General features: G+C 54.7%; 9 protein-coding genes. 6 read left to right on the top strand and 3 right to left on the bottom strand.

Going from position 1 to position 13,459, the window contains the following annotated elements; genetic code table 11:
- Nucleotides 1-562: 562 nt before the first annotated feature.
- Nucleotides 563-3,397, bottom strand: a complete 2,835-nt coding sequence (gene uvrA / locus OMP44_RS23515; RefSeq protein WP_187980474.1) for an excinuclease ABC subunit UvrA — start codon at nt 3,395-3,397, stop codon at nt 563-565.
- Between the two features lie 269 nt (nt 3,398-3,666).
- Between uvrA and OMP44_RS23510 the strand changes: the two genes are divergently transcribed.
- The 6 genes from OMP44_RS23510 to OMP44_RS23485 all read left to right on the top strand — a co-directional run bounded on the left by OMP44_RS23510 (nt 3,667) and on the right by OMP44_RS23485 (nt 10,924).
- Complete coding sequence (locus OMP44_RS23510; RefSeq protein WP_280311458.1) at nt 3,667-5,055, top strand: MFS transporter; 1,389 nt, start codon at nt 3,667-3,669, stop codon at nt 5,053-5,055.
- Nucleotides 5,056-5,080: 25 nt separating this feature from the next.
- Entirely contained in the window at nt 5,081-5,635 is a 555-nt protein-coding gene (gene ssb, locus OMP44_RS23505) for a single-stranded DNA-binding protein (protein ID WP_158893811.1), read from the top strand.
- Nucleotides 5,636-5,848: 213 nt separating this feature from the next.
- The gene (locus OMP44_RS23500) at nt 5,849-6,979 is read left to right on the top strand and encodes a tyrosine-type recombinase/integrase (protein ID WP_280311457.1); all 1,131 of its coding nucleotides are present in this window, start codon (nt 5,849-5,851) and stop codon (nt 6,977-6,979) included.
- Nucleotides 6,976-8,520 carry a site-specific integrase gene (locus OMP44_RS23495; RefSeq protein WP_280311456.1) on the top strand — a complete coding sequence of 515 codons (1,545 nt, stop codon included), beginning with the start codon at nt 6,976-6,978 and terminating at the stop codon, nt 8,518-8,520. The genes OMP44_RS23500 and OMP44_RS23495 overlap by 4 nt, the downstream gene beginning before the upstream one ends.
- Entirely contained in the window at nt 8,520-10,517 is a 1,998-nt protein-coding gene (locus OMP44_RS23490) for an integrase (protein ID WP_280311455.1), read from the top strand. Before OMP44_RS23495 ends, OMP44_RS23490 begins: the two co-directional genes overlap by 1 nt.
- Nucleotides 10,517-10,924, top strand: coding sequence for a hypothetical protein (locus OMP44_RS23485; protein WP_280311454.1), 408 nt, complete (start codon nt 10,517-10,519; stop codon nt 10,922-10,924). The genes OMP44_RS23490 and OMP44_RS23485 overlap by 1 nt, the downstream gene beginning before the upstream one ends.
- 174 nt (nt 10,925-11,098) lie before the next feature.
- On the opposite strand, the gene OMP44_RS23480 is transcribed toward OMP44_RS23485, so the two are convergent.
- Both OMP44_RS23480 and OMP44_RS23475 read right to left on the bottom strand, forming a co-directional pair.
- Nucleotides 11,099-12,064 (bottom strand): O-methyltransferase, encoded by a 966-nt coding sequence (locus OMP44_RS23480; RefSeq protein ID WP_280311453.1) that lies wholly within the window; start codon nt 12,062-12,064, stop codon nt 11,099-11,101.
- On the bottom strand, nt 12,064-13,425 hold the full coding sequence (locus OMP44_RS23475; protein ID WP_280311452.1) for an ATP-binding protein: 1,362 nt from the start codon (nt 13,423-13,425) through the stop codon (nt 12,064-12,066). Before OMP44_RS23475 ends, OMP44_RS23480 begins: the two co-directional genes overlap by 1 nt.
- Nucleotides 13,426-13,459 lie beyond the last annotated feature (34 nt).

The following is a 13,459-nucleotide window of genomic DNA, read 5'->3' as shown; positions in this document are numbered from 1 at the left end:
TGGGGTTTCCCCATGTGAGAGTAGGTCATCGTCAAGCGCCTAACACCCAGCACCCCCGCTCAGTTCATTCTGGCGGGGGTGTTGTCTTTGCGGCGGGAAAAGTTTGGCCGGGCGTCAGGGGCTTGAGCGCTGGGAGCGGGCAATCGGCTGATCGGCTAGCGGAAGCCTGAAGTGGCGTCGCTGAGGGTGCCCTCACCCTAGCCCTCTCCCCGGGGGAGAGGGGACTAAAGGGCCCGGCGGCGGCGTTGGAGCAGTGCCTGCTAGGCAGGTACAGCTTTAAGTCTGCAAGAGCTCAAGAGCCCCAACAGCCCGGCTGCGCCGGGCTGTTGTGTTTGAAGCGCGGCACAGAATCATCGTAGGTTGGCGCTGAGCGCAGCGAAGCCCAACAATCAGCTCCGCTGCAGGGATCAAGCGAACGGCGGCGGGTCGGGGCGGTGAGGGGCAGGGGTTGGCTTCCGGAAGTTGGGCTTCGCTGTGCTCAGCCCAACCTACCGCATCTTTACGTGAGCAAGAAAAAGCCCGGCATTGGCCGGGCTTTTTGCGTTCTGGAAGGTGCCGAAGATTACTCCCGGTCACGTTCCAGCAAGGGCTTGAGGAAGTGGCCGGTATAGGACTTCTTGTTCGCCGCGACCTCCTCGGGTGTACCTGTCGCGATGATCTGACCACCCTTCGAACCGCCTTCCGGGCCCAGGTCCACCAGCCAGTCGGCGGTCTTGATGACATCGAGGTTGTGCTCGATCACCACCACGGTATTGCCGTGATCCCGCAGGCGATGCAGAACGTCCAACAGCTGCTGGATATCGGCGAAGTGCAGACCGGTAGTAGGCTCGTCAAGAATATAGAGTGTCTTGCCGGTATCACGCTTGGACAACTCCCGCGCCAGCTTCACACGCTGGGCCTCGCCGCCTGACAGGGTCGTAGCGCTCTGGCCGAGACGGATATAGGACAGGCCGACATCCATCAGCGTCTGCAGCTTGCGCGCCAGGGCCGGGATGGACTCGAAGAAGGCATGGGCCTCTTCGATGGTCATGTCCAGCACCTCGGTGATGGTCTTGCCCTTGTACTTCACCTCCAGGGTCTCGCGGTTGTATCTCTTGCCCTTGCAGACGTCACAGGCGACATAGACGTCCGGCAGGAAGTGCATCTCCACCTTGATGACGCCGTCGCCCTGGCAGGCCTCGCAGCGGCCGCCCTTGACGTTGAAGGAGAAGCGCCCCGGGGTGTAGCCGCGGGAGCGGGATTCCGGGACGCCGGAGAACAATTCGCGAATCGGGGTGAAAAGACCGGTGTAGGTCGCCGGGTTGGAACGTGGCGTCCGGCCGATGGGGCTCTGGTCGATGTCCACCACCTTGTCCAGGTGCTGCATGCCGTCGAAGCTGTCATGGGCGGCGACTTCCAGGGTCGTCGCGCCATTGAGCGCCGTGGCGGTCAGCGGGAAGAGGGTGTTGTTGATCAGAGTCGACTTGCCGGAGCCGGATACCCCGGTCACGCAGGTCAGCAGCCCAACGGGAATCTCCAGATTGACGTTCTGCAGGTTGTTGCCGCGGGCACCCTTTAGCTTCAGCAGCTTCTTCTTGTCCCGCGGCGTGCGCTTGGCGGGGACTGCGATCTTCTTGCGACCCGACAGGTACTGCCCGGTCACCGAGTCGGGGTGCTGCATAACCTGGTCGGGCGTACCTTCCGCAATGATCTGGCCGCCGTGTACGCCGGCGCCCGGACCTATGTCGATGACATAGTCCGCCAGGCGGATGGCGTCCTCGTCGTGCTCGACGACGATGACGGTGTTGCCCAGGTCGCGCAGGTGGGTCAGGGTACCCAGCAGGCGCTCGTTGTCGCGCTGGTGGAGGCCGATGGAAGGCTCGTCGAGGATGTACATGACGCCCACCAGACCCGCACCGATCTGGCTGGCCAGGCGGATACGTTGCGCCTCGCCGCCGGACAGGGTGTCCGCGCTGCGATCCAGGGTCAGGTAGTCCAGGCCGACGTTGACCAGGAACTGCAGGCGCTCGCGGATCTCCTTGAGGATCTTGTCGGCGATCTGCTGCCGCTGGCCCTTGAGGGTGAGGTCTTGGAAGTACTGGGTGGCATCGCCCACGGGCAGGCGGGTGACCGCCGGCAGGGTCTTGTCGCCGACCCACACATGCCGGGCTTCGCGGCGCAGGCGGGTGCCATTGCAGTCCGGGCAATGCTGGGTGCTCAGATACTTCGCCAGCTCTTCGCGCACGCTCTGGGATTCGGTCTCGCGATAACGCCGCTCCAGATTCGGCAGGATGCCTTCGAAGGGGTGGGCGCGCTTGACGATGTCGCCGCGGTCATTCAGATAGCGGAAGTTGACGCTCTCGCGTCCGGAGCCGCTGAGGACCGCCTTGCGGTGCTTGTCATCGAGACCCTTGAAGGGCTCGTCCAGGCTGAAGCCATAGTGGCTTGCCAATGAGCCGAGCATCTGGAAGTAGTAGACGTTGCGCCTGTCCCAGCCGCGGATGGCGCCCTCGCTGAGGCTGAGCTCCTCGTTGACCACACGGCGGGCATCGAAGAACTGCTTCACGCCCAGGCCGTCGCAGGTCGGACAGGCACCGGCAGGGTTGTTGAAGGAAAACAGCTTGGGCTCCAGCTCGCCGATGGAAAAGCCGCAGATCGGACAGGCGAAACGCGCGGAGAAGACGATCTCCTCACCCTTCCCGCCTTCCATGGGCGCGATGATGGCGATGTCGTCGGCCAGCTTCAGCGCCGTCTCGAAGGATTCCGCCAGGCGTTGCTGGAGGTCTTCGCGCACCTTGAAGCGATCCACCACCACCTCGATGGTGTGCTTCTTCTGCTTGTCGAGCTTGGGCAGTTCGTCCATCTCGTGCAGACGGCCATTGACGCGGACGCGGACGAAGCCCTGGGCGCGCAGTTCCTCGAATACCGAGAGGTGTTCACCCTTGCGCTCGCGCACGATGGGGGCGAGCAGCATCAGTCGCTCGCCTTCCGGCATGGCCAGCACCTGATCGACCATCTGGCTGACGGTCTGGGCTTCCAGGGGCACGTCGTGTTCCGGGCAGCGGGGCGTACCGACGCGCGCATAGAGCAGACGAAGGTAGTCGTAGATCTCGGTGATGGTACCCACGGTGGAGCGCGGGTTGTGCGAGGTGGATTTCTGCTCGATGGAGATCGCCGGGGACAGGCCTTCGATGGTGTCCACGTCGGGCTTTTCCATCATCGACAGGAACTGCCGGGCATAGGCCGACAAGGATTCCACGTAGCGGCGCTGGCCTTCGGCATAGAGGGTGTCGAACGCCAGCGAAGACTTGCCGGAACCGGACAGGCCGGTAATGACGATGAGCTTGTCCCGGGGGAGGGTAAGGTCGATGTTCTTCAGATTATGGGTGCGGGCCCCACGGATGAGGATTTTATCCACGTAGACTTCTGCCTCGTTTTGGCGGCGCTTCAATAGGAAAGAGGTCTCGTCCCGGGCTGCGGCTATCTGCCGCGCCTGTGAGAGAGGGGGTAAGGCTGGTAAAATTGGTGGCCCGACAGCGGTGATCGGGCGTTCGTGATCCTGGCGGTCGGGAACGTTCGGACGAGCGCTCGGCTATCTTCACCGCTTCCTCCCTAAATGGTCATTGTCACGACTGTTTTAAAGCTGTGTGGCGACGTAAAAGCCTGTCGCCGACGAGAGGATTATCAATGCTCGACAAGCGCAGTGAAGCCATGAACGGCGTCGAACGCCGTGCCGCCCTAGGGCTGGCTCTGGTCTTCGCCTTTCGTATGCTCGGTATGTTCATGGTGCTCCCGGTCCTGGCGACCTATGGTCAGGAGTTGGCTGATGCCACCCCGGCGCTGATTGGCCTGGCCATAGGTGCCTATGGTTTGACCCAAGCGGTTCTGCAAATTCCCCTGGGGACGCTGTCCGATCGCATCGGTCGCCGCCCCATCATCATTGGTGGACTGCTGGTGTTCGCCCTTGGTGCCGCCATTGCCGCCAATGCCCACTCGATCTGGGGCGTTATCGCCGGTCGTATCGTGCAGGGCGGCGGTGCCATTTCGGCCGCCATCATGGCGCTGCTGTCGGATCAGACCCGCGAGCAGCATCGCACCAAGGCCATGGCTACCATCGGCATGAGCATCGGCGTGTCCTTTGCCGTGGCGATGGTAGCCGGACCGCTGCTGACCCGTGCCTATGGTCTCGCCGGCCTGTTCTGGGCGACCTGCGGGCTGGCACTGGTCGGCTTGCTGATCGTGCTGTTCCTGGTTCCTCACCAGGCCTCGCCCTTCACCCATCGAGAGTCGAATCTGGCGCGCCAGGCGCTGGGCGCCACCCTGCGCAATCGCGATCTGCTGCGGCTGGACTTCGGTATCCTGGCGCTGCACGCTGTGCTGATGGCCAGTTTCGTCGTCCTGCCGCTGGCCCTCGCCGAACACGCCGGCCTGCCCAAGGAAGAGCACTGGTGGGTTTACCTGACCGCACTGGTGGTCGGCTTCTTCGCCATGGTTCCCTTCATCATCTATGGTGAAAAGAAGCGACGGATGAAGCGCGTGCTGGTGGGTGCCATCAGTGTGCTGGTGCTCTGCGAGCTGTACTTCTTCTTTTTCAGCGACAGCCTGGTGGCCCTGGTCATTGGCATCGTGGTGTTCTTTACCGCCTTCAACCTGCTGGAGGCCTCGCTGCCGTCACTGGTGAGCAAGGTGGCACCTGCAGGCGGCAAGGGCACCGCCATGGGGATCTATTCCACCAGTCAGTTCCTTGGTTCCGCATTGGGCGGTATCCTCGGTGGCTGGCTGTTCCAGCATGGTGGCCTGTCCACCGTCTTCCTGGGTTGTGCGGCGCTTTGCCTGGGATGGGCGGTGGTAGCTGGCACGATGCGAGAACCGCCCTATGTCACCAGTCTGCGTTTGCCGGTTACGCCCGCGCTAGTCAACGACCAGGGATTGGTCGGACGCCTGTTGGCCCTGGCCGGAGTGACCGACGCGGTAATGGTGGCGGAAGAACAAGCCGTCTACATCAAGATCGATACTAAAATCGTCGATCGGGCGCAACTGGAGCGACTGGTAAGCCAAACGCCAGTCGCCGCTTGATCGACAGCCCTATCAGGAGATTCATATGGCCCGTGGCGTCAACAAAGTCATCCTCGTCGGCAATGCCGGCGCCGATCCCGAAACCCGCTACATGCCCAATGGCAATGCGGTGACCAATGTCACCCTGGCCACCAGCGAAAGCTGGAAGGACAAGCAGACCGGCCAGCAGCAGGATCGCACCGAATGGCACCGTGTGGTGTTCTTCGGTCGTCTGGCAGAGATCGCCGGCGAGTACATCCGCAAGGGCTCCCAGGTCTATGTCGAAGGCAGCCTGCGTACCCGCAAGTGGCAGGGTCAGGACGGTCAGGATCGCTACACCACCGAAATCGTGGTCGATATCAACGGCAACATGCAGTTGCTGGGTGGCCGCGGTGGCAATGCCGGTGGCAACGATGAATACAACCAGAGCGCCCCTGCGCCCCAGCAGCAGCGTGCCCCTCGTCCCCAGCAGTCGGCTCCGCAGTACGACAACGGTGGCAATGCCGGCTCTGGCAACAGTCGTCCTCAGCAGCAGCCCAAGCCCCAGCAGCAGCCGGCTCAGCAGGACTACGACAGCTTCGACGACGACATTCCCTTCTAGGACTTACCTGAGACCTTTTTGTAAAGTTTAGGTCTGGAGCCCTCGCATTGCGGGGGTTTCTTCGTTTTGAAGCGTAAGGTCTTGATTGACCCTTTTTTCGTAGTCTGAAACCATGCAAAACGTAAAGTTTTGGTGTGGTATATGGATACCTTTATACGCAGATTCAGGGGGACAAATGGCGAGCGATTTTCTGTCCTAGTTGATGGCGAGGGCATGCCTCTTTTCTATCCCACATTGTTCATCACCTGGAAACTGAGAGCGAATTCCCATGCCGCTAACAGCATCACCAACGCTCTTAATGCACTGAAAGCTCTCTTCGCTTGGGAGGCTCGGCTGGGCATAGATTTAGTGTCGACTTTCACACAAGGCGTACTACTAGATCACAATCAGATTAGAGACCTATGCGATTTCCTGCAGCGCTCTCTTCGAAGTGAACAGTCCACTAAGGTCATAGCAATTCCTCATAAACTTCAGGTAGTGGGTGCCAGCGTCCACTATTTCCGTATTAGCACTATCGCGCAATACCTTCAGTTTCTAGCCCGTCGAGTCGCCCCCCACCTTGCTGATGACGTAGTCAACAAGATGGCTGAGACGATCAAGGCGCATCGGCCCGGCAGGCCTAATAAATCAATTGTTGATAGAGATGAGATTCATCTCAGCGAAGAGGCGATTCAGGCTATTGAAGCGGCACTGAAGCCAGGATCGCATAACAATCCGGCCCTTGATGGAGACGTGCAGCTTCGCAATGCCTTGATGTTCTTTCTTCTCAAACTCACTGGCATGAGGCGCGGCGAGTTGCTCAACCTCAGGATTGGAGATATCAACTTCGGCGACAATACGCTGTCTGTGGTGCGCCGGCCTGATTCAGATCTCGATACGCGAAAGCATCAGCCTACAGCTAAGACACGACCTCGCCGCATACGCATCGCGCCTACGTTGGTAGAGAAGATTGCCAATTATGTGAAAAATGCTCGCAGGAAAGTGCCGGGTGCTAGGAAGCATGACTATCTCTTTGTTACTCACAAGGCAGGCCCGACGCAAGGTGCGCCACTGTCCATAGGGGCATTTAACAAATGGATGGGCCGGATCTCGGCCATCGTAGAGAACGCTGGATTTCATGCTCACGCCCTTCGGCACAACTGGAATTACCAATTTTCTCGCCTTGCGGAAGAAAAGGGGATGACTCCCGAGGAAGAGGAAAAGATCCGCTCGTACTGGATGGGGTGGAGTGAAACCTCGGGTACGGCAGGTACTTACAATCGTAGGCATACGAAAGAGAAAGCTCAGAAAGCAGGCCTGGAGCTTCAAGAGCGCTACACAAAGTCGAATCAGAAGAGTGGATGACAAAGGGTCAGACCGTGAAGGTATTAGCGCCGATTGCACTGGATGGCATCCAAAACCTCGAAAGCGGGCAGTTTTACTCACGCGCCGGCTATTTGGTCGATCTTCTCGACGAGCGCTGGAAGCTAAGCAAAGATATCGACTTACCTATTGGTGAGCACAGCAAGGTTTTTCCAGGAGACAGCTATAAGCTTCGTCAAGTGCTCGCGTTCTACGCGCGGCATAACTCTCCCTATCACGTACAAAATTTGATGTGGCGTCTTACGCATTATGTGCAGGCGCTAAATGGCACTCAGCTTTTCTCTGTCGACTCTATAATTTCTTATCGAGCTAGTTTGGATAAATCGAGAGCTTGGTATCTGTCAGCGGTACGGGTATTTATGCGGCAGTGGGTACGGTTAGGTTATCCGGGGATACCAGCTGAGACCCTCACTTTACTCAACAATATTAAGCTCAAGGGTAATGAAAAAGGTCGCGCCGTTCAGTCGCAATGCCCGGAAGAAGGGCCGTTGACCGATGTCGAAATGCAGGGGATTGTAGAGTCTACGACTCACTGCCTCGCTAAGAAAATCTTGGGCTTGACTGAAACCGCGATGCTGATGACATTTGTCATGACCGGGCGCCGGCCTGGTCAGGTCTCTGCTCTAAAGCTCAAGGATTTGATTCAGCTTGAAAGTAAGTATTATATAAATTTCCCTCGTGCTAAGCAGCGCAATATGGGATGGCGCTCTTCGTTCAAGAAGTTTGCAATCGTTGAAGATCTCTGGATGCTGCTCAGAGAGCAGGCGAGCTATGTCCAGGCTCTGTTTGGGAAAAGTTTAGGTGCTAAGGTAATTCCGGCGCATCTGAACGATGAGCTGCCATTGTTCCCCAATATGAGCGAGGATCTTTCTCTGGCGCTAGAGCTAGAGGTGCTGAAGACTGATCGCCTCCATATCCCTTCGATTGAAATTACTCGCGCAGTTGTGGATGTTGGTGAAAAAATCAGTGTAATTAGTGAACGAACTGGTATGCCCCTTCATCTTACTCCTAATCGCTTTCGATATACGTTGGGTACCAACTTGGCTCGTGAGGGGAAGGGGGAATACGTCATTGCTGAAGCTCTTGACCACACAGATACGCAAAATGCTGGTGTTTATGTAAAGAACCTACCTGACATCGTAGAGCGGATCGACAAAGCTGTTGCTATTCAACTCGCGCCATATGCCCAGCTTTTTAGGGGTGTTGTGATTCGTTCTGAAAAGGAGGCTATTCGCGGCAACGATCCATCGAGCCGCATTTCGACTGGCAATAGAAATGTAGGTAGCTGCGGCAGCCACGGCTTCTGCAGCGCTCTTGCCCCCGTTGCCTGTTATACCTGCGCTTATTTCCAGCCATGGCTGGACGGGCCCCACGAAGAAGTCTTAGATGGTCTAATCCAAGAGCGTGATCGTGTTAATAGCCTAACTGGCGATCTCAAATTCGCATCGGCAAATGATCGATTGATATACGCCGTAAGCGATGTGATCAATCGCTGCCGTATAGCGAAAGGGGAAATAAAATAATGGCCGAGCTATTACTGTTTTCCCCCAAGGCCGAACGGGATGCGAGAAGTAATCTCGAAGATTTCATTGAAATGTGCCGGGACAGGTTGACGGTGTTCGGTGAAAGTCTGGACTGGAACTCCAACACTTGGCCAAAGGTAGGTAACTTTACAGTCAAGGGCGCTCCGTCGAGAGGCTTCACTGATGACCAATATTTGAATTCAGAAATTTTACCATTTGCTAAAGCCTATGTCCGTTATCAGCAAGGACTTAACCCATCTAAGCTGATTAACGAATTAAAAGCTATCCGATGCATAGAGCCAGCGCTCCTAACAATGAAAGGGAAGGCCGACATCACCTTGGTGGACATTTCCGTAATGGATGTTGCTGCGCAATTTGCTAGGGAATATGGCGCTACTGCGTACCAAGCTGGCTCTGCATTAGCAAAGCTGGCTAGGTTCCTGAACGACAGCAAGATCGCGCCTAAACGACTTGAATGGCAGAATCCCATCGCCAGGCCTAAAGGGATCAATCGCACTGACAAGGAAGCTCAAGACAAGCGCGCAGGTAAACTGCCGGATGACCTGCAACTGGAGGGAATGGCCGAGATGTTTGCGAATAACCCGCAGCATCCCCGTGACCGTTTCACTACATCCATCTTTGCATTGCTTATGTGCGCTCCATCAAGGATCACTGAAATTCAGCGATTACCTTTGAATGTTTTGCACTATGAAAAGGATACGAAAGGCATTGACAGGCTTGGACTTCGTTTTTTTGGCGGTAAAGGCGCCGGCTGGGATATCAAGTATGTAACGACATGCTTTGTGGAGATCGCCGAGGAAGCTGTCCGCCGACTTACAGAACTTTCTGCAGAAGGACGGAGGCTGGCAAAGTGGTACGAGGAAAATCCCTCCAAGTTTTACCGTCATGACGAATGCCCTAACGTTGGAGAGCATGAGCCACTGTCAGACGAGCAGGTCTGCTTGGCATTGGGCTTGGCTTGGGCAGGTAGCAAAGGAGTGATTCATCAGTTTTTCAAGGGGTACGCGCCTTATGAGAAGCAACGTAAAGCCGATAGTACGCTGACTTTGGCTTTCCTGAACGATTACTGCCACTCGGTGCTTCCAGAAGGCTTTCCCTACATTGATGAAGAACGAAAGCTTAAGTATTCAGAGGCTCTTTGCAGCTACCGGGCCCATGAGTTTCGACTGGATCTCACCACGAGCCGTGTCAAGCTTTGGACTCCAGGCAAGAGCCTGCTTACGACTGACCTGAATTACATCAAAGGCCAAGAGCGGAGTATCTGGACGCGTCATGGCTACAAAAATCTTGATGGGTCAGAAGTCACAATGACTTCCCACCAAGTGCGTCACCTGCTGAATACTGCTGCACAGCGGGGTAACCTGGGGCAGCTCGACATTGCGAAGTGGTCTGCTAGAGCGAATATTCACCAGAACGCTACGTACAACCACATGTCCGAGGATGAGTACGTAAAGCTTTCCGAGAACGCTCTACCCAATGGAATTCTGGAAAAGGTAAGGCAGAACTCTCCGGTCACACTCGAAGATCTGGAACAGGTCGGTGACGCAATTGCTCACGTTACGATCTTTGGATTTTGTGTCCATGATTACTCAATGCTTCCTTGCCAGAAACATAGAGATTGTCTGAATTGCTCCGAGCATGCGTGTATCAAGGGCGACTCCGTGAAGCTGAAGCGTCTCAAGGAGCACCGTCACCTCACCCAGGTTCAACTAGATAAAGCTAAACTGGCTGATGAGACTGGCAACTTCGGCGCTGACCGTTGGAGTCAGCATCAGCTTAAAACTTTGCAGCGCCTCGATCAACTCATCGAAATCATGGAGAGCCCAGAGATTTGTGAGGGGAGCATCATCATGCTCAACAATGACCAAGAGCATAGCCCGCTGAAGCGAGACCTTGCTGGGCGCCAAGGTATGAGTCGTCTTCCACGCGCAGTCCCTGATATGCCTATCATGAACTTTGCGATGGACACCTTCTGATGGCGCACAGGCACCTAACCAATCACGATATCCTGGTACTGGTCGATCTCATTGATGCTTGGGAGGGGCGGCTCACCTGGGACAGCCTGTGTGACAGAGCAGGAGAGATGTTTGGGTTTCGTCCAACGAGGCAGACCCTCAATGCACATTTGGCTGTGAAGTCGGCTTTCGATGCGAAAAAAAACTATCTAAAGGAAGGGCCAACACCCTCTCGGCGCCCGTCCAGCCTCTCCTATGCTGAGCAGAAAATTCGCAAGCTCGAAAGCGAAGTGGAGCGCCATAAGCATGAGAACGAGCGACTAATCGAGCGATTCATCCGCTGGCAGTACAACGCTCAGAAACGAGGAATTACTAAGGCGATGTTGGATGAACACCTTCCCGTAATCGACCGCGACTCATCGGAGTAAAAGGGGTAGCAGCTAACTATAGATTTGACGGTGATAAGATTTTCAATTGTACAAAAATGAGCCGGTTCAAAAAGTAAGATATTAACCTGTCACACGACCTATTCAGTAGTTTTGCGGTTTAAGATTATTTAAACTAACGATAACAAGGCGACGCTATCCGTGTCTGTCGATATTTTAAATTTCCATTACAGCGAAGTTTGGAAGATATCTATACATTCTAGAAAACTTTTCGGCATCTGACGCGGGTATAGAACCTAGCTCTAGTTCTCGTTCCGCAGGCTTAGGCAGCTGTTGCTCAATTTTTCGCAGCTCGCGAATTGTCAATTTTGGCATTTCTATCCGAATAGGCCGTTGATTCGCTGGCATAAAGTCGAGTCTCTGGAAAGCGCACGCCTCAAGCCGTTCATTTTCATCATCTTCAACGAAAGCTCCAACAAGGGTACACATGCGAGCATCATCTCGATACTCGATCTCGCAAATCGCTTTAAATTTAAGGTTGGTGTTGGAACTTAGGTTGCGTTCGGCAAGGGCTAATTCGATTTCGTTTATCAGCATTTTTCGACTCAAAGTCCCATATGGCCAGCCTGTGAGATCATCATCGCGAGCATCATCTGGAACCCGCTCTCGGCCAAATGTTTGCCTAAAGCGCTCGATCGCGGTCATCTTTCCCTCATCCATATCTCGTTCATAATCGACATAGGATGGGGCTTTAACACATTGCAACGATACTGCCAGAACCGAACCCGAGCGAGCCCGATTCGCGATTGATCGGACATCCTGAAGCATTTCGGGCTCAAGAGGGTCATCATAATCAAGCCACACAATAACTCGCTCTGACCAATCTAAGCTTGGGAGAACAGTAGACGAGTTACCGAACTCTATATTAATGTTGAATGGCCTGTTTTCTTCGAAGCGGGCTCGCGCTGTTTCTGCTTGCTCGATGGAAATCATTTTGTTTATACCAAGCATGCGATGAAACAAAATAAAATCCGAAAACCATACTGAGCCAAACCCAATGTAGCAGTAGTCCTCAACTGCTTGGAATGGAGTGAGCCGACGAAGAACGTCAACTAGCATTTTTCGCTCAGCATATTTTGCCGGCCGTAGAGAGTAGTCGATTTTTCGGAAGCTGCTGCTCATTAGTCGCGCTGCCTCGTCAAAATCATGTCAAAGCACGTTTCACCCACAGCCTTAGCTGATGTTACTCCCAAAGCGTCCTGTAGGAACTCAACATCGTCGACTTTACGTGAGAATTGTATCTTTACCAGCTTTGGACCCCTCGCAACGGAAGTTCGATTCGGTGCAGTGAAGTCCGATTTTACCTGGAACGTCTCTGGGCCTTGAGGTGCAGCCTTGGTAACGAACTCCAAGAGAGGACTTTTCTCTTTAGTGTTTTCGTCAATATCGGCGTCTAGTTCGTTAAGGAAATTGATCACCGGGCGCATCATTTCTAACATGCGTTGGAATGTAGTACGCCAAATATTGCTATCTACGTCTACATCCGTTTTTGTTGTATTCCAAGGGATTCGAGACGAATCATCTGAGTCAAATGATACTATGCCTCTAAACCTAGCAAACTGGTTGTGAAAGCTAGGGATTATCATCCTCTCGGCACTTTCCTCGAGTAAGCCCCACCCAGTTTGAGGTCTGCGGTCAGCTTCTAATATGACCCTGCCATTACATATAACATTCCAACCAGCCTCTTTCGGAGATGACTTTCCTAAGCCTACTATGATCTTGGCGGTAACGGTAGCAGCATCAGCTTCTGTAAATTCTAGGATATCGGTACCGGGTTTGAATCCATCGCCAACAAGTAAGTAAATATTGGTGGCATCGATTCGGGTATCGTTAACTTTTATATCGAGCCCGTCTGAAATGAATTGCCTGTGCTTTGACTTGATCAGGCCAATAATCGAGTTGAAAAAATAGGTCGTACCGAATTTAGCTGCTACCTCGCGCCTCAGCTTGGTTACCAAAATGTCTGTTCCGGGCCTGTCTTGCCCGATTCTATTGGATTGCACTTCGGCCCATGGAAAGCTCCAGCCGCCAGTCTCTGTCTCCCACTCCTCAACGTCAACATCTACAGCCCATGTCTCCGATGAGGTAGAGGACTCAACTCTAAAATGCCGACCGAATTTGAAAAGCGCCCGCTTCATGCCTACGCCAAACTGGCCAATTGAGTGCGCAGTTCTAGTTGCTGCTGCAGGTCGGCCGAAACGAAAGGCATACTCTTGAGCAGTTTCGACATCGAATCCGCCACAGTTGTCATAAATACTGAACTGGTGGCTGTTAAGCACGATTTCTACCTTGCAGCCATCATAGGGGCGTGCAGGGCTGCCTCCCTTACTGGCAGCTATTCGCTTGGCTCCATCGACGCAGTTATCGACGAGGTCGAGCACTGCCTGCTCAAGCGGAATGTCGCGGGTCAGCATGTCTACGAAAAACGACTTCGTAGGATGAGCGTTGATCTCTTTGCGTTGCGGTATGTCCGTTCCAGCCATCATGTAACTCCTTTTTCTTATGCGATAATGACGG

It is taken from the genome of Pseudomonas flavocrustae (genome assembly GCF_029872515.1).
Lineage (GTDB): Bacteria > Pseudomonadota > Gammaproteobacteria > Pseudomonadales > Pseudomonadaceae > Chryseomonas > Chryseomonas aestiva.
This window is presented reverse-complemented; position numbering and strand designations above follow the sequence as displayed.

Excerpts from the sequence above, each read along its gene's own strand:
- OMP44_RS23500 (WP_280311457.1), top strand. The coding sequence starts at position 5,849 with ATGCCTCTTTTCTATCCCACATTGTTCATCACCTGGAAACTGAGAGCG.
- OMP44_RS23480 (WP_280311453.1), bottom strand. The coding sequence starts at position 12,064 with ATGAGCAGCAGCTTCCGAAAAATCGACTACTCTCTACGGCCGGCAAAA.
- OMP44_RS23475 (WP_280311452.1), bottom strand. The coding sequence starts at position 13,425 with ATGGCTGGAACGGACATACCGCAACGCAAAGAGATCAACGCTCATCCT.
- ssb (WP_158893811.1), top strand. The coding sequence starts at position 5,081 with ATGGCCCGTGGCGTCAACAAAGTCATCCTCGTCGGCAATGCCGGCGCC.
- OMP44_RS23490 (WP_280311455.1), top strand. The coding sequence starts at position 8,520 with ATGGCCGAGCTATTACTGTTTTCCCCCAAGGCCGAACGGGATGCGAGA.
- OMP44_RS23495 (WP_280311456.1), top strand. The coding sequence starts at position 6,976 with ATGACAAAGGGTCAGACCGTGAAGGTATTAGCGCCGATTGCACTGGAT.
- OMP44_RS23510 (WP_280311458.1), top strand. The coding sequence starts at position 3,667 with ATGCTCGACAAGCGCAGTGAAGCCATGAACGGCGTCGAACGCCGTGCC.
- OMP44_RS23485 (WP_280311454.1), top strand. The coding sequence starts at position 10,517 with ATGGCGCACAGGCACCTAACCAATCACGATATCCTGGTACTGGTCGAT.